Source organism: Halomicrobium zhouii (assembly GCF_900114435.1).
Taxonomy (GTDB): Archaea; Halobacteriota; Halobacteria; order Halobacteriales; family Haloarculaceae; genus Halomicrobium; species Halomicrobium zhouii.
On sequence record NZ_FOZK01000001.1, the window covers coordinates 18,920 to 34,361 of the forward strand.

The 15,442-nt window shown below is 69.0% G+C and carries 16 protein-coding genes; 9 read left to right on the plus strand and 7 right to left on the minus strand.

What is annotated here, in order from left to right; genetic code table 11:
* Positions 1–46 precede the first annotated feature (46 nt).
* Positions 47–679: a uracil-DNA glycosylase gene (locus BM337_RS00095; protein WP_089815459.1), complete on the minus strand. Its 633-nt coding sequence runs from the start codon at positions 677–679 to the stop codon at positions 47–49.
* Positions 680–791: 112 nt separating this feature from the next.
* Between BM337_RS00095 and BM337_RS00100 the strand changes: the two genes are divergently transcribed.
* On the plus strand, positions 792–1,481 hold the full coding sequence (locus tag BM337_RS00100) for a DUF1028 domain-containing protein (RefSeq protein WP_089812708.1): 690 nt from the start codon (positions 792–794) through the stop codon (positions 1,479–1,481).
* Positions 1,482–1,523: 42 nt separating this feature from the next.
* On the opposite strand, the gene BM337_RS00105 is transcribed toward BM337_RS00100, so the two are convergent.
* Positions 1,524–2,099, minus strand: a complete 576-nt coding sequence (locus BM337_RS00105; protein WP_089812710.1) for a DoxX family membrane protein — start codon at positions 2,097–2,099, stop codon at positions 1,524–1,526.
* A 354-nt stretch (positions 2,100–2,453) separates the two neighbouring features.
* Between BM337_RS00105 and nosZ the strand changes: the two genes are divergently transcribed.
* From nosZ to BM337_RS00135, 6 genes are all read left to right on the plus strand, one after another.
* Positions 2,454–4,412, plus strand: coding sequence for a TAT-dependent nitrous-oxide reductase (nosZ, locus tag BM337_RS00110; protein ID WP_089812712.1), 1,959 nt, complete (start codon positions 2,454–2,456; stop codon positions 4,410–4,412).
* Between the two features lie 34 nt (positions 4,413–4,446).
* The gene (locus BM337_RS00115; RefSeq protein WP_218155498.1) at positions 4,447–5,169 is read left to right on the plus strand and encodes a hypothetical protein; all 723 of its coding nucleotides are present in this window, start codon (positions 4,447–4,449) and stop codon (positions 5,167–5,169) included.
* Positions 5,170–5,172: 3 nt separating this feature from the next.
* Entirely contained in the window at positions 5,173–6,609 is a 1,437-nt protein-coding gene (gene nosD, locus BM337_RS00120) for a nitrous oxide reductase family maturation protein NosD (protein WP_218155499.1), read from the plus strand.
* Positions 6,590–7,435 (plus strand): ABC transporter ATP-binding protein, encoded by an 846-nt coding sequence (locus tag BM337_RS00125; protein WP_089812714.1) that lies wholly within the window; start codon positions 6,590–6,592, stop codon positions 7,433–7,435. Before nosD ends, BM337_RS00125 begins: the two co-directional genes overlap by 20 nt.
* Entirely contained in the window at positions 7,432–8,367 is a 936-nt protein-coding gene (locus tag BM337_RS00130) for an ABC transporter permease (protein ID WP_089812716.1), read from the plus strand. The genes BM337_RS00125 and BM337_RS00130 overlap by 4 nt, the downstream gene beginning before the upstream one ends.
* Before the next feature lie 110 nt (positions 8,368–8,477).
* A complete protein-coding gene (locus BM337_RS00135) occupies positions 8,478–9,008 on the plus strand; it encodes a halocyanin domain-containing protein (RefSeq protein ID WP_177227092.1) in 531 nt (176 codons plus the stop codon).
* A gap of 171 nt (positions 9,009–9,179) precedes the next feature.
* Here the strand turns inward: BM337_RS00135 and BM337_RS00140 are convergent, their stop codons facing one another.
* Positions 9,180–10,391: a TIGR04347 family pseudo-SAM/SPASM protein gene (locus BM337_RS00140; RefSeq protein ID WP_089812718.1), complete on the minus strand. Its 1,212-nt coding sequence runs from the start codon at positions 10,389–10,391 to the stop codon at positions 9,180–9,182.
* Complete coding sequence (locus BM337_RS00145) at positions 10,388–10,666, minus strand: Htur_1727 family rSAM-partnered candidate RiPP (RefSeq protein WP_089815464.1); 279 nt, start codon at positions 10,664–10,666, stop codon at positions 10,388–10,390. Before BM337_RS00145 ends, BM337_RS00140 begins: the two co-directional genes overlap by 4 nt.
* 100 nt (positions 10,667–10,766) lie before the next feature.
* Between BM337_RS00145 and BM337_RS00150 the strand changes: the two genes are divergently transcribed.
* Complete coding sequence (locus BM337_RS00150) at positions 10,767–11,876, plus strand: TIGR04053 family radical SAM/SPASM domain-containing protein (RefSeq protein ID WP_089812720.1); 1,110 nt, start codon at positions 10,767–10,769, stop codon at positions 11,874–11,876.
* 33 nt (positions 11,877–11,909) lie between these two features.
* On the opposite strand, the gene BM337_RS00155 is transcribed toward BM337_RS00150, so the two are convergent.
* The 3 genes from BM337_RS00155 to BM337_RS00165 all read right to left on the minus strand — a co-directional run bounded on the left by BM337_RS00155 (position 11,910) and on the right by BM337_RS00165 (position 14,226).
* Positions 11,910–12,266 carry a DUF7344 domain-containing protein gene (locus tag BM337_RS00155; RefSeq protein WP_089812722.1) on the minus strand — a complete coding sequence of 119 codons (357 nt, stop codon included), beginning with the start codon at positions 12,264–12,266 and terminating at the stop codon, positions 11,910–11,912.
* 75 nt (positions 12,267–12,341) lie between these two features.
* Positions 12,342–13,001, minus strand: a complete 660-nt coding sequence (locus BM337_RS00160) for a helix-turn-helix domain-containing protein (RefSeq protein WP_089812725.1) — start codon at positions 12,999–13,001, stop codon at positions 12,342–12,344.
* Between the two features lie 67 nt (positions 13,002–13,068).
* Positions 13,069–14,226, minus strand: coding sequence for a multicopper oxidase domain-containing protein (locus BM337_RS00165; RefSeq protein WP_089812727.1), 1,158 nt, complete (start codon positions 14,224–14,226; stop codon positions 13,069–13,071).
* Positions 14,227–14,349: 123 nt separating this feature from the next.
* On the opposite strand from BM337_RS00165, the gene BM337_RS00170 reads away from it, so the two are divergent.
* Complete coding sequence (locus BM337_RS00170; protein WP_089812729.1) at positions 14,350–15,405, plus strand: halocyanin domain-containing protein; 1,056 nt, start codon at positions 14,350–14,352, stop codon at positions 15,403–15,405.
* Positions 15,406–15,442: the final 37 nt, after the last annotated feature.

Consider the following 15,442-nt stretch of genomic DNA (forward strand, 5'->3'; position numbering starts at 1 on the left):
CTTGCGATGAAAGTGGTCACTGCCGACGGCAAAAACAAAACAGAGACTACTCCCATTCCTGGGTGTCGACTGCGGCCAGCGTCTCCCGAATCTCGGCGACGTACGCCTCGCGGTCGTAGCCCAGCCGCGAGATCCACACCTCCTGATAGGAGGGGTGGAGAATCGGCACGACGGTCGCGTCCAGCGAAGGGCATCGTTTCGGGTCGAGCACGCTGTCCAGAAACCCGTCGATGGCCTCGTCCTCGATCGCCAGAACGCTCTCTGTGGCGTGCTTGCCCGTCGTGACGACGGCTCGCGGTGCTATCGTCTCGATCTCCTCCCGAAGGAAGGGACGGCACTCGTCCAGTTCCGCCGCGGTGGGATCGCGGTTTCCCTCGGGGTGACACCGGACGGCGGCGGAGAAGAAACAGTCGTCGTGGCCGTAGCCCGCGTCGGCGAGCAGGGTCCGAATCTTCTTTCCTGAGCGCCGATTGGTGTAGGACATCCCCGTCCAGTTGCCACCCTGCCACTGAGGGACGTCTGGCTCACCCTCACCGGGGGCCTCGCCGACGACCATCACCTCGGCGTCGAGCGGGCCGTTCCCCCAGGAGATGCACTCGCGGCTCTCGACGAGGTTCGGACAGCGCTCGCAGGACTCGGCGAGGACGAGCCGGTCGTCGGAATCGGGGAACGGCGGCACGGTCGGCGACACGGTCGTCGGTGGGCGGCGAATGGGTTTGTAGCTCACGGATCCGATGGCCTTCGTGTCACGAGATCCGCGCGTTTTTGAATCCTGTGCGAGCAGGTTGGTCATGACGTTCAGCATCTGCGTTCGTGAGTCGCTCTCTGAGAACGAGGGCGGCCCTTTTCGCTTCGCCGTCGGCGTCACGACGGCCAACCCGACCATCGGCGTGTTCACGCCGTTCGTCAGCGAGGACGGCGCCGTGGCGACCCAGGCGCTCACGCAGGGCGATCTCGGGCCACGAGCGCTCGACGAACTCGCCAACGGGCGCTCAGTCGACGACCTCCTTCCGGACATCCTCGCCGACGCGGGCAACGCCGATACCTTGCAGATCCATGCCCTCGATGCGGACAGTTCGTTCGTCCACCACGGCGAAGCGGTGACTGACCCGACTGACGACGGGTACGATTGGGACTGCGTGTCTCACCGGAGTGGCGAGCACTACAGCGTCGCCGGGAACTTCCTCGTCCGCGAGGAGGTGGTCGACGCGGTCGCCGAAACGTACGAAGAAGCTGATCAGTCGCGACTACTTGCGGAGCGGCTACTCGACGCACTGGAGGCCGGGGACGAGGCCGGCGGGGATAAACGGAAGTCGGAGGCCAGCAGTGCGGCGATCAAGGTCGTGGACCCCGACGCACCGCTGGCCCACGAGTGGTACGACGACCTCCGCGTCGACGCGTCGCCGACGCCGCTCGCCGACCTCCGTGAGACGTACGAACGGGGCAAGCGCTATCACGAAGAGGTCTCGGAAGAGTGGTGACAGAATACCGCAGTGGTGCATCAGGCAGCTATCGCCGGCCTGCTACCCCATCAGGTAGCGGAGCCAGGCGTTGTTCTGGACGACGTCGAGGTCCTCCAGGTAGGCGTCGAGGCCGAGGATGCGGCCCGCGCCGATGGCGCCCAGGCCGAACAGCAGGGCGGCGTAGACGAGGTGGTCGTCGACGACCCAGCCGTGGGCGATGGGGAGACCGGCCATGAGGCCGCCTTCCAGCGCCGCGGCCCAGAACATGAGCATCATGACGGCGCCCCAGAACGCGTTCCAGCGGACGAACGCGCCCAGGATGAGTCCCAGACCCGTGAGGGTCAGGCCCCACATGACCAGGACGTCGACGAGGGGGTTGCCGGCCATCGTCAGCCACAGGTCACCCAGGGGGTTGCCCTCGGGGATGGCGTTGGCCAGGTAGCCCGCCGCCGTCCAGTTGTTCGCCGGGTCGGCGTCCAGGTAGGTGATCAGCTTCGTGACCCCGCCCTGGAGCAGGACCCAGCCCATCGTGACGCGGAGCGCGAGGATGGCGTAGCCGATCCTGTTTTCCGCGTAGTCGAACTCGGTCTCGCGACCGAACAGTTCCGCGCCGAGTCGTCGGGTGTTGGTTGCCATAGGTTGGTCCCTCTTACAGGTGGTAGTTGGCAGGGATACCTCTTGAAGCGCATAGCGGGTTCCCGAAACGGGAGAAGCGCTCCCACAAACTGAGAATCCGGCGGCGATCGAACAATCCGGCGCCGATACAGCGATTGCTGCGCGTGCGCGGACTCCGAGCGGTCGGTACCGCGTCTGCGGGAGCGATCGACGGCCGTCGGCGGAGTCCGACGGGGGGCCGCGGGCCGGGCCCTAAATAAACGGTCGAACGGGTTCGGCCTGCTTCCAGCCGCCCGAGAATCCCCGGCGAGGGTATACGTACGATCCCGGTAGCTTCGGCTGTAGAACGGTTCACCGACCGGACACACCACAACAATGACCGCAAACACCGACGATTCGATCGCGGAGCACGAACAGGAACTCGACGCGCTCCGCGGGGAGCGTGACGGGGACGAAGCCGGCGAGGGAACCTCGCTCGAACTGCCGCGGCTGTCCGTCGACCGGCGGGACTTCATGAAGGCTGCGGGGGCGCTCGGCGCCGTGAGCGCCTCGGCCGGCTGTCTGGGCGTCCTCGACGGCGGCGACGGTGGGGCGGGCGGCCAGGGGACCGGGACGGGCGGGAAGGGCGAGCACCACGTCGGCCCAGGCGAACTCGACCAGTACTACGGGATTCTCAGCGGCGGTCACTCCGGCGAAATCCGCATCCTGGGCATCCCCTCGATGCGCGAGCTCATGCGCGTCCCGGTGTTCAACGAGGAGAGCGCGACGGGCTACGGGCACGACAACCGGACCAGCGAGATGCTGGCGAACGAGGGCGGCGACTACCGCTGGGGTGACACGCACCACCCGCGCGTCTCCCAGACGGACAACGACTACGACGGCCGCTGGGCGTTCGTCAACGACAAGGCAAACGGCCGGATGGCCCGCATCGACCTGAAGTACTTCGAGACGGACGCCATCGTCGACATCCCGAACCAGCAGGGCACCCACGGCGCCTGCTGTCTCCTCCCGGACACCAAGTACGTCTTCGGCGTCGGCGAGTTCCGCGTCCCGATGCAGAACGACGGTCGCGACCTGGACGACCCCGAGGCGTACTCCTCGACCATCGCCGCCATCGACCCCGAGTCGATGAACGTCGAGTGGGAGGTAGCCGTCGACGGGAACATGGACAACGGCGACGGGGGCAAGGAGGGCCGCTGGTTCTTCACGACCGGGTACAACAGCGAACACGGGACGACCGAGGCGGAGATGACCAAGTCGGACCGCGACTGGGTGAAGGCCTTCGACGTGCCCGCCATCGAAGAAGCCGTCGAGGCCGGCGACTACGAGGAGATCAACGGCGTCCCCGTCGTCGACGGCACGCGAGAGAGCCCGCTCAACCAGGGCGACCGGCCGATCGTGAAGTACGTCCCGACGCCGAAGAGCCCCCACGGAGTCAGCGTCACTCCCGACGGGAAGTACGCCATCGCCAGCGGGAAACTCGACCCCACCTGCGCGGTCATCGACATCGAGCAGCTACCGGAGGTCGACGACCCAGCCGACGCCATCGTCGGCCGGCCGCGGGTCGGGATGGGGCCGCTGCACACGGCCTACGACGGTCGCGGGCACGCCTACACGACCCTGTTCATCGACTCGCAGGTCGCCAAGTGGGACATCGAGGCAGCGGTCGACGCCGAGGAAGGCAGCGAGGACCCTATCGTCGAGAAGATCGACGTCCACTACAACCCCGGCCACCTCATCGCCTCCGAATCGTACACCGCGGACCCGGCGGGCGACTACCTCATCTCGCTGAACAAGCTCTCGAAGGACCGATTCCTCAACGTTGGGCCGCTCAAGCCCGAGAACGACCAGCTGATCTACATCGGCGACGACGAGGGCGGGATGGAACTCATCAAGGACAAGCCGTCGTTCCCGGAGCCCCACGACGCCTCCATCGTCGCCGCGGACAAGATCGAACCCGCGGACGTGTACGACCCCGAGGACTACGACGCCGAGTACGTCGACGAGGACAGCGCCGAGGTCGAGCGGATCGACGACTCGACGGTCCACGTGAAGACCTACGTCAAGCGCAACGAGTACGCCTTCCCCGAGATCCGCGTCCAGGAGGGCGACGAGGTCACCATCACGGCGACGAACGTCGAGACGACCAGCGACATCGTCCACGGGATGGCGATCCCCGAGTACGACATCGACCTGGCGCTGGTGCCACAGGACACCCGCGAGGTGACCTTCACCGCCGACCAGCCCGGCGTCTACTGGGCCTACTGTTCGTACTTCTGCAGCGCGCTCCACCTGGAGATGCGCTCGCGGCTGATCGTGGAACCGAGCGACTGACCGACCAGTCCCCGCCCCATCCCCCTCTCTGCTCATGACCAAGACACGGATCGCACGGATGGCCGAACTCCGGCGCGCGCTGCCGATAGCGGCGGCGCTGCTCATGCTCGGGGCGCTGCTGGTGCCGATGTGGCGGATCACGTTCCTGGCACCCCAGTACCCGACGACGGAGCTCGTCGTGGAACTGTACGCCTACCCCCGGCTCGGCGGCGACTTCGCCGAGGTACAGGCGCTGAACAAGTACGTCGGGTTCTACTACCCGGACCCGGTCCTGCTTGAGCCCAACTACGAGGTCCACGAGAAGGCCATCCGCACGCCGGAGTGGGTGCTGGGCCCCGTCACCTTCCTCGCGATGGCGGCGACCGGCCTGTTCGTCGCGCTGGCGCCCACGGAGCGGAAACTCCGGCTCGGGCTGACCGCCCAGCTCGTCGGCACCCTGTCGGTGCTGGTGGTCATGTTCGCCGTCATCCAGTACCGGCTCTACCAGGCCGGCCACGCGCTGGACCCGGACGCGCCACTCATGGGCGTCGAGGGATTCACGCCCCCGGTCCTGGGCGGCTACGCCGTCGCGAACATCAGCGGCTTCGCCTGGTTCGGCCCGGGCGGGTACATGGTCGCGCTCGCCGTGGTGTTGCTCGCCGGCGCGTACCTCTGCCGGGGAAGCCGTGCCACGGTCGGTGACCTCCCGCGACTCGTTCGCGAGCGGTTCGAAAAGGGGGAGTCGGACGATCGCCCGCCCGCACCGGGAGGTGACTGAGCCGTGCGACTGGGTCGGCTGTACGTCGCGCTGACCGCGTTCGTGCTCGTCGTGGCGGCCGCCGGTGCGGCCGCCGCCCCGCAGCAGACGTCCGGCACCGACACCGACGCGGTCACCGTCGACGCCGACGTGCCGGACCCGGACGCCTTCGAGGCGCCCGATGACGACGGCGTCGCGACCGTCGACGGGACCGAGTACGGCTCCGTCCAGGCGGCCGTCGACGTGGCCGACCCCGGTGACACCGTCCGGCTGTCGGGCCGCTTCGACGAGAACGTGACCGTCCGGACGGCGAACGTTACCGTCACGGCGGCCGGGCCCGGGACCGCCGGGAACGGGGCCGCCGAGAGCGGCGACCCGGTCGCGATGATCGACGGCGGCGGCGAGGGCGACGTGCTCGCCATCGAGGCGCCGAACGTCACCGTCGAACGGATCTGGATCAACAACTCCGGCTGGGAGGCCGACACCGAGGACGCGGGCGTCTTCGTCAACGGCACCGACGCGACGCTCGACTCGGTGCGACTCACCGAGGTCACCTTCGGCGTGTGGGTCGACGGCGTCGACGGCGTCACTATCGAGAACAGCACCATCGTCGGTCGCGAGGAGGTCCGGTCTCACGCCGAGCGCGGCAACGGGATCAACCTCTGGGAGACCGAGGACGTCGTCGTCCGCGGCAACGACATCACCCGGGTCCGGGACGGCATCTACTTCTCCTGGGCCGAGGGGGTCGAGGCGACGGACAACCGCATGTGGGACCTGCGCTTCGGCGTCCACTACATGTACTCGGACGACAACCTGCTTGCCGACAACCTCGCGTTCGACAACGACGTGGGCTACGCGCTGATGGTCAGCGAGAACCTGCGGATCGTCGACAACAGGGCCGTCGACAACGACGGCGGCAGCGGCCACGGCATCCTCGTCAAGGACGTCGAGGACACCACCATCCGCGGGAACGTGCTGGCCGGCAACGAGCACGGCCTGTTCGCCTCCAACGGCCAGGACAACCGGATCGAGTCCAACCTGGTGATGGAGAACACCGTGGGCGTCCACTCCACGGCCGGGTCGACCGACCAGACCGTCGTCAACAACAGCTTCGTCCACAACGACCTGCAGGCGTTCTCGACCAACGACGCCGTCGTCGCGTGGAACGGAACCCACGAGGGCAACTACTGGTCGGACGCCCGGACCGCCGACCGGTCCGGCGACGGCGTCAGCGAGCTACGCCACCGGCCCGCCGGCACCGTCGAACAGGTGCTCCACGACCACCCGCAGGCGGGCGTCTTCGCGGAGAGCCCGGCGTTCTCCGCGGTCCGCATGGCCGAGAACTCGTTCCCGGTACTGGAGTCGCCGGGCATCGTCGACCACCACCCGCTCGTCGAGTCGCCCCACGACTGGGAGCACTACTACGCCGACCACACAGACAATGCACATCGAAACGACTGACGTGACCAGGACGTACGGCGCCGTGACCGCGCTCGACGGGCTGACGCTGTCGATCCCGTCTGGGTCGACGTTCGGCCTGCTCGGGACGAACGGGGCCGGCAAGACGACGCTGTTCAGGCTGCTGATCGGCCACGAGACGCCCGACAGCGGGACGGTCCGCATCGGCGACACGACCGTCTCCGCCGCGGGGCCCGAGATCCGCGAGCGCGTGGGCTACCTGCCCGAACGCGCCGGGTTCCCGGCCGAACTGACGGCCCGGGAGGTCCTGGCGGTGACCGCACGCGTGCGCGGCCTCTCGGACGTGGACGAGCGCGTCGCGTCGGTCCTCTCGACCGTCGGGCTCGACGGCGACGCGGACCGACCCGTCGAGGGGTTCTCGAACGGAATGGGCCGCCGGCTGGGACTGGCGACGGCGCTGTTGCCCGACCCGGACGTGTTGCTGCTGGACGAGCCGACCGCCGGCCTCGACCCGCTCGGCGTCGTCGCGTTCCACCGCATCGTCGAGGACGTGAGCGAGCGGACCGACGCGACCGTACTGGTCTGTTCGCACGCCCTCGCGGAGGTCGAACGACTCTGTGACCGCGTGGCGATACTGAACGACGGCCAGTTGCTCGCGGCGGGCGAGCTATCGGAACTGACCGCCGGGACGAGCGGCCTCGAGGAGACGTTCGAGGCCGTCGTCACCGGTGACGGGCAGTCCGGCGACGGACAGGCGGTGGCGGCCGGCGGTCCGGCCGGCAGCGGCACCGAGAGACCGTCGGACGCCAGCGACCTCCAGCGACCGCCAGACGCCACTCCCGCGGACCGGGAGGAGGGCACGCCATGACCGAACCACAGAGCGACCCACAAACCGACGGTGGCGCGACGGTGACGGCCGCGACCGCGACCAACTCCGAGAGCGAGTCGGCGACGGCCAGCGGGCTCCGGACGCGGGCCGCCCTGGCCACCCGGCAGGTCGGCTCGCTCGCGGCCACGGAGATACGGCTCGGCCTCCGCCGGCGCTGGGCCGTCATCCTTGTCGGCCTGTTCGCCGCGTTCGGGATGCTGGTGTTGACGTTCGCCGGGTCGGCGCCGGGGCCCGCGGGCTTCGAGCGGACCGCGGCGAGTCTCGCGATGCTGGCGGTGTACGTCGTCCCGCTCACGGCGCTGGCCTACGGGTACGACGCCGTCGTCGGGCCGGCCGAGAGCGGCTGGATGGAGGTGCTCTCGGCGCTGCCGGTGACCCGGACCCGGATCCTCGCCGGGACGGCGCTCGGTCGCGGGGTCGTCCTCGTCGGCGGCGTCGCCCTCGGCTTCCTGATCCCGGGGGGCATCCTCGTCTCCGAGTACGGCCCGTCGACCGTGCCCGCGCTCGCGACGCTGTTGCTGGCGGCGGCCGCGCTCGGGCTGGCGTTTCTCGCCGTCGCCGTTGCGCTGTCGACGCTGGTCCGGGAGAAGACCCACGCGCTCGGCGCCGCGCTGCTGGCGTGGGTCTGGTTCGTCCTCGTCCACGACCTGCTCGCGCTCGGCGTCGTGGCCGCGTTCGACCTCTCGGCGGGCGCGGTGACGGCGCTGGTCCTGGCGAACCCCACGTCGGTGTACCGGGTGCTGGTGCTGGGTGAACTCGGCGCCGGCGGGACCGGCGGCTTCGCCAGTGTGCTCTCGGCTGCCGGGCTCTCGACGGGCCTGCTCGCAGTCACGCTGGCCGCGTGGGTCGCCGTCCCCCTCGTCGCTGCGGCCGTCCTCGTCCGCTGGCGCGGGACCATCGCGGCGACCTGAGCCGCGCGCCACGCGTCGGTGACGGTGTTCTGGCGAACATGTTCGCCGCCCCTGCCAGTTCTCGGGAATCGGCTACGGGCCTTTATTCCGTGACGACGGAGGTGCAGGTGATGTCAGAGAAAACCTTCGAGCGACGGACGTTCATGTACGCGACGGGTATCGCCGGGGCCACGCTCCTGGCCGGCTGTTCGGGCGGCGGCGACGGCGGTGACGGTGGGGGCGGCTCCGACGGCAGCGATGGTAGCGACGGTGGCGACAGCTCCGACGGCGGCGACGGCGGCGAGCGGTCGTACCTCGACGAGGAACCGGACTACGACGGCTGGCTCGACGGCGCGAACAACTACGAACAGACCGTCGACTGGACCGGCCAGGACGAGGTGACGGTGCTCGTCGGCTACGACGGGCTCTCGTTCGACCCCGCGGCGATCGCCATCTCCAGCGGGACCACCGTCACCTGGGAGTGGACCGGCGAGGGCGGCAGCCACGACGTCGTCTCGCAGGACGACGGGCCCCTCGACGCGGAGACCGCCTCCGAGGAGGGGCACACCTACAGCCACACCTTCGAGGAGTCGGGGACGTTCATCTACTCCTGTACGCCCCACGAGGCCGCCGGCATGAAAGGCGCCGTCCACGTCGAGTAAGCCGACAGTCGCCGACTGCGCGGCTGCGTGATCCAGTCTCGTCGCGTTCTTTTTCGCGTCTGCACAGAACTGTGAGCACCGGCGCCGCGACGTAAGCGCCGGCGCCGCGACGACAGAAGATTCGACCGGGCCCGCTCGTGACGGTCGCCGGTCAGGCGTGGTTTCCGCCGGTCAGGCGTCGGGGAGTCCGACGTCCGGCCCGACGGCGCTCACTTCTCCGTCTGTCAGGTAGCACTGCGGGTCGGGCGCGAAGAAGTCATCGTGGACGGTGAGCGCCCGGAGGCGGGATCCGCCACGGCAGATGCTCCTGTACCGGCAGTCCGCGCACTTGCCGGTCAGCTGGTCGTCACGGTTCCGAAGGGCTCGCAGCACGGGATTCGAGTCGTCCTCCCAGATGGCGCCGAAGGGCCGGTCGCGGACGTTGCCCAGCGAGTAGCCCTGCCAGAACTGCGTCGGGTGGACGTTGCCCTGGTAGTCGACGTTGGCGACGCGCTCGCCGGCGGGGTCGCCCCCGTTGATCCGGAGGTAGTCGTGGATGCGCTCGGCGCGGGCTTCGCCGAGGTGCTCGCGCGCGTACTCGACCAGGAAGCCCGCGTCGGCGTAGTTGCCCACCAGCAGCGTCTCGATCTCCTCGCCGCGGTCGTGGTAAGATCGAGTCATCTCGCAGACTCTCTCGACCGCTTCCCGGCGCTCGGTCGGCGTGAGGTCCGCGTCGAGAATTTCGGTCCCGCGTCCGCCGTAGTCGAGGTGGTAGAAACAGAACCGGTCGAGGCCGACGTCGGTGAGGAGGTCGACCACGCCTTCCAGGTCCGCGGCGTTGTGGTCGGTGATGGTGTAGCGAAGGCCGGTCTTCAGCCCCGCGTCGAGGCAGTGCTCGATGCCGCGGACGGCGGCGTCGAAGGCGCCCTCCTTCCCGCGGAACGCGTCGTTGCGCTCGGGGAGGCCGTCGACGGAGACGCCGGCGTACTGGAGGCCGGCGTCTCGCAACGCTTCGGCGCGCTCTTCGGTGATGAGCGTGCCGTTCGTGGAGAGCACCGGGCGCAACCCCTGGTCGGCGGCGTAGGCGATCAGCTCCTCCAGGTCGTCGCGGACCAAGGGCTCGCCGCCGGAGAAGAGGACGACCGGCGCGCCGTAGTCGGCCAGGTCGTCGAGCAGCGCCTTCCCTTCCCGGGTCGAGAGTTCGCCCGGCGCCGTCTCGGTGTCCGCCGAGGCGTAGCAGTGGGTGCAGTAGAGGTTGCACTGCTTCGTGAGGTTCCAGACGACGACCGGGCGACGCTGCTTCTCCTCGGTTATCTGTGGCTTGCCGGACTCGTCGGCCGCGTCGTAGCGCAGGCCGTCGCCCTCGGCGTCCAGGTCACAGAGCAGTTTGCTGACGGAGATCATCGGTTCGCGAGCCTCGCGTTCGCGGTCGTCCGCCGGGTCACCTCGTCGGCCGGACAGACCCACAGCGTCTCGGCGTCCCTGCCCACCAGCCGGTCGGCCTGCTCGACGGCGACCTCCCGCGAGGGCGCCGTGACGCTGCCGGCGTGACGCGGCGGGTCGGTCGCGTCCTCGCTGACGAACAGGTCCCACTCGCGGCCGTTGCTCGCTCGCGGTGCGGTCACCTCGTGGTCCAGCCGGCCGGACTCGCGGTCCGGGACTGGTGGTTCGGTGGGCATGTCCATCGCTTGCGCGCGCCCGACCTAACCCGTACAGCCTGTTCCCAGCGACTGGGAATCCGGGTACGCCGTTTTTCGTGACGAGCAAGTACACTCCCGCATGCGACCGCCCGCGGACACGGCCGAGCGACCGCTGGTACTGATCTGGGAGGTTACCCAGGCCTGCGAACTCACCTGCGAGCACTGCCGCGCCGACGCCCAGCCGGCCCGCCACCCCGACGAACTCACCACCGCGGAAGGGAAGCAGTTGCTCGACGACGTGAGCGAGTTCGGCGAGGGACAACTGGTCGTCCTCTCCGGCGGCGACCCGATGAAACGCCCCGACCTCGTGGAACTCGTCGACTACGGCACCGACCGCGGGCTCTCGATGACGCTCACCCCCAGCGGGACGGACGAACTCACCGCCGACGCCATCGACGACCTGGCCGACGCCGGCCTCCGGCGGATGGCGGTCAGTCTCGACGGCGCGACGGCCGATTCGCACGACGCCTTCCGCGGCGAATCCGGAAGCTTCGAACAGACGCTCCGGGCGGCCCGGGACGCCGCCGACGCGGGGCTGCCACTGCAGATCAACAGTACCGTCTGCGCCCAGACCATCGAGGAACTCCCCGCCGTCGCCGACCTGGTCGAGGAGATGGGCGCCGTCCTCTGGAGCGTCTTCTTCCTCGTCCCCGTCGGCCGCGGCGCGGTACTGGACCCCATCTCCCCCGAGCGTGCGGAGCGAGTGATGGAGTGGCTCCAGGACGTCAGCGACGAGCGACCCTTCGGCGTCAAGACGACCGAGGCGCCCCACTACCGGCGCGTCGGCATCCAGCAGCGACGAGAAGCCGGCGAGGGCGAGGGGAACGGCGGCGCTGACCCCGGTACCAAACGCCGCGCCGGCATCGTCGCCGGCGACGGCTTCGCCTTCGTGAGCCACACGGGCGAGGTGTTCCCCTCGGGGTTCCTGCCCAAGCCCGCGGGCAACGTCCGCCAGGACGACGTGGTGGACGTGTATCGGAACTCCGACCTCTTCACGTCACTCCGGAACAGGAACCAGCTGAAGGGGAAGTGCGGCGCGTGTGAGTTCAGGCACGTCTGCGGCGGGAGCCGGTCGCGGGCGTTTGCTACTACTGGAGATCCACTGGCGAGCGACCCGCTGTGTGAGTACGTTCCGGAGGGCTACGACGGCCCGCTGCCCGGCGACGAGCAGGTCGACGGTGTGGTGTGAGACGCTGTCGGCAGGCGCATACGCGCCGGGACGTCACAGCTCGAGCGGAGGCGACAGATCCGGGTCGGCGTCGAGGATCGCCGAGAGGGCGGGCTGGAGGCGGTCGAACCCCGTCGGCGCCACGGTCCGGCGAGCGGCGTCGTAGTCGACGACGTTGCTTGCCACCAGTTTCGGGACGTGACGGTGGTGCAGCGCGTGCTGTACCTCAGTCACCGTCTCCCCGGAGACCGCCGGGAACGGGGTGTGGTGATTGTGCCTGACGATAGCCTTCGCGAGGTCCTGCATCGTCAGCGGCCGGTCCTGGTCGGCGAGGACGCCGAGCACGATGCGACGATGGCCGTCCCGACACAGGTCGAGGACGGCGTCGAACGCGACGGAGTCGTCGGTCATGCGATAGATTCGGGCCGCGTCGGGAGGAACCACACGCTTGTCTGAACAAGGCGTTAAGTACGCGACCCCGCGGCGTCACTCGTCGCCGGGGTGCTCGGTGACGAGCGTGCTGGCGATGAGCCCGTCGTACCCCTTCCGCATCCGCTGGGAGAGGGCCTGCTGGGAGATGTCGAGGTCGGCCGCTATCTCCGACAGCGTGGCCTCGGCGGGGGATTCGAAGAACCCTGCCTCCCAGGCCGCGACGAGCGCCTCGTGTTGCTTCTCGGTGAGGCCGTACTGCCTGCCCGTGTGGGCGCTCGCGACCTCGTAGAGGCGCTTGATCCGGAAGTCGACGTCGTTGTCCGCGCAGTAGGTCTGGAACTCGACGAGCTGGTCCCGGTCGTCGAAGCGGAGCTGGACCTCCCAGCGGTCGTGTTGCCCGACAGCGTCGAGGATCACCGCGCCGACCCGCGTGAACGCGGCGACGGCCGACTCGATGGTCTCGGTCCACTCGGCCCGGTACAGCGTCGCCTCCTCGAAGGTGTCGAGGCGACGGACGTCCCGGATGGAGGGGTCGTCCCCCGCGGCTGCCTCGAACGCCTCGGCGGAGACGTTCGCGACCCAGAAGTAGGGCGTCAGGATGTCCTCCGCGGCGACGACGCGTTCGACCTCGATCGCCGCGTCGGGGAGCGCCGCGAGCGTGTCCGCCAGGGCGAACGCCTCGGGCGGCAGTTCGAGTTCGGCGAAGAGACTCACGAGCGTCCCAGGCGGTGGATCGATATAACGAGTCGGATCACGACGGCGACCGGGCGGGGTCGCGATCTCAGCCCTCGTAGCCGGCGTACTCCATCAGGCTACGGAAGACGTCGGTGTCCATCGCTTCCTTGTAGACGATGCCGTTGACCATGCCGCCGGGGTAGCTGGTACCGTTCATGGCGTGGCTGACCTTGTGGCAGTGCATGAGGTAGATGCCGGGGTCGGCGTCCGCCTCGAACTCGATGGTGTGGCGCTGGGCGGGCGCGACGTCGGTGATGTCCTGGTAGTTGCGGGCCGCCTCGGGGACGGTGCCGCCGTCCCGGGCGACCACCTGGAAGCGGTGGTTGTGGGTGTGCATCGGGTGGTTCATGTACCCGTTGTTGCAGAGGTGGAGGCGGACTGTGTCGCCGTGTTCGACGATGATGGGCGAACCGTCTTCGGGGTGGAGGGTGCGGGGTGCGCACTTCCCGTTGATGGTGAACGTGTCCGGGCGGCGGTTCCGCACGTCGTAGGTGACGTCCTCGCCGGCCATCTGGCGGTTGAGCCGGGAGTCCCACTCCTTCATCGTGAGGAAGTACTCCTTGTCGGCCTCCTCGTACCCCTTCGGGTCGACCCGGAAGATGCCGTACATCCCCATGTCGATGTGGCGGTGGGTCTGGTAGTGGCAGTGGTAGAGGTGGGTTCCGGGGACGTTGGCGGGGATCTCGTAGGTGTGTTTCTCGCCGGGGTCGATGCGGATGCCCGTGGTCGTCGGCACACCGTCGTTCTCCCAGGTCTTGCGGACGCCGTGGAAGTGGACGGTGTGGGGCTGGGCGCCGTCGGTGTTGTCGAAGGTGACCTCCATGTCCTCGCCCTCGGTGGTCCGGAGGATGGGGCCGGGGACGCTCGGTTCGCCGTCGTCGGCCGAGAACGCCCACACCTTCGGGAGTTCGACGGGGCCACCCATCGACTGGCCGGGGTGGGCCAGGTGACGCGCGGGCGTCGAGGTGAGCGTGACCGACCCGCCCTGCTCGTCGACGTTGACGACCTCCGGGGGCGACGTCGTGGGGAGGTCCGACGCCGACTGCTGGGGCGTTGGGTCGCCCGCGCCGGCGTCCACGCTATGCTGTGTTCCCGGCGTGGAGACACAGCCCGCCACGCTCGCCAGTAAGCCAGTGCTACCGGTCGCCTTCACGAAGTCGCGTCGCGAGATACCGCGTCCGGGTGCGCCGATGTGCTTCGTCATACAGGAGGTGATAAAGACCCGCAGTATATACCCCCGGAGGGGCGTTCTCAGCGGCGAAGAACCGTTCCCGGCGACTGGGAAAGCCCGCGTCCGGTTTATATGGAGTCGTCGTAGTTTTCACCGATGAACACCCAGACGTACTCCCGGCGGAGCGTCCTTCGCGCAGGTGCTGGCGCCGCTATCGGCGGCGCGGCGCTGGCCAGCGCCCGGCCCACGCGTGCACAGACTACCTTCGACGGCTACCTCGACAACGTGGACAACTACGACGGCGTCGTCGACGAGACGGGCAGCGGCGAGGTCACCGTCGAAGTCGGCAGCCAGGCCAACGGCGGTACCTTCGGCTTCGGCCCCGCGGCCGTCCAGGTCGACCCCGGAACGACCGTCACCTGGGAGTGGGTCGCTGGCAGCCACAACGTCGAAGCCGAGGACGGTAGCTTCGAGAGCGAACTCACCGACGAGGCCGGCTTCACCTTCGAGCAGACCTTCGAGGAAGAGGGCGTGGTGAAGTACTTCTGCATGCCCCACAAGTCGATGGGCATGAAAGGCGTCGTCGTCGTGGGCGACCTCCCCGGTGGCAGCGGCGGGTCGTCCGGCGGCGGGTCCTCGGATTCGGGATCGGGGTCGGCCCCCGGCTTCGACGGCTACCTGGACAACGCCGACAACTACGACGGCCTGGTCGACGAGACCGGGAGCGGCAACGTGACCGTCGAAGTCGGCAGCCAGGCCAACGGCGGTAACTTCGGCTTCGGTCCGGCCGCGATCCGCGTGGATCCGGGCACGACGGTCACCTGGGAGTGGGTGGCCGGCAGCCACAACGTCGAAGCCGAAGACGGCAGCTTCGAGAGCGAACTCACCGACGAGCAGGGATTCACCTTCGATCAGACCTTCGAGGAAGAGGGTGTCGTGAAGTACTTCTGCATGCCCCACAAGTCGATGGGGATGAAAGGCGTCGTCGTCGTCGGCGACCCGGCCCTCGGTGGTGCCGGCGGGGGCGGCGGCGAGTCGGGCGGCAGCGATGCCGGCGGATCCGGCGGCGGGAGCGGCGAGCTAAGCGGGGCCGACTGGGGCGCCATCGCGTTCGGCGTCTCGCTCGTGGCCGGACTGCTGTCGCCGCTCGCGTTCGCGGCGTTCCTCGACAGGGACGACCAGCCGATGGCGGGCGAACGTGTTCGGCGGTGACCGACCAGATGCCGCGGCGTCCCCCGGCGATGTCGGT

Coding starts and splice junctions, on each gene's coding strand:
- BM337_RS00100 (WP_089812708.1), top strand. CDS start 792: ATGACGTTCAGCATCTGCGTTCGTGAGTCGCTCTCTGAGAACGAGGGC.
- BM337_RS00105 (WP_089812710.1), bottom strand. CDS start 2,099: ATGGCAACCAACACCCGACGACTCGGCGCGGAACTGTTCGGTCGCGAG.
- nosZ (WP_089812712.1), top strand. CDS start 2,454: ATGACCGCAAACACCGACGATTCGATCGCGGAGCACGAACAGGAACTC.
- BM337_RS00115 (WP_218155498.1), top strand. CDS start 4,447: ATGACCAAGACACGGATCGCACGGATGGCCGAACTCCGGCGCGCGCTG.
- BM337_RS00125 (WP_089812714.1), top strand. CDS start 6,590: ATGCACATCGAAACGACTGACGTGACCAGGACGTACGGCGCCGTGACC.
- BM337_RS00130 (WP_089812716.1), top strand. CDS start 7,432: ATGACCGAACCACAGAGCGACCCACAAACCGACGGTGGCGCGACGGTG.
- BM337_RS00135 (WP_177227092.1), top strand. CDS start 8,478: ATGTCAGAGAAAACCTTCGAGCGACGGACGTTCATGTACGCGACGGGT.
- BM337_RS00140 (WP_089812718.1), bottom strand. CDS start 10,391: ATGATCTCCGTCAGCAAACTGCTCTGTGACCTGGACGCCGAGGGCGAC.
- BM337_RS00145 (WP_089815464.1), bottom strand. CDS start 10,666: ATGCCCACCGAACCACCAGTCCCGGACCGCGAGTCCGGCCGGCTGGAC.
- BM337_RS00150 (WP_089812720.1), top strand. CDS start 10,767: ATGCGACCGCCCGCGGACACGGCCGAGCGACCGCTGGTACTGATCTGG.
- BM337_RS00155 (WP_089812722.1), bottom strand. CDS start 12,266: ATGACCGACGACTCCGTCGCGTTCGACGCCGTCCTCGACCTGTGTCGG.
- BM337_RS00165 (WP_089812727.1), bottom strand. CDS start 14,226: ATGACGAAGCACATCGGCGCACCCGGACGCGGTATCTCGCGACGCGAC.
- BM337_RS00170 (WP_089812729.1), top strand. CDS start 14,350: ATGAACACCCAGACGTACTCCCGGCGGAGCGTCCTTCGCGCAGGTGCT.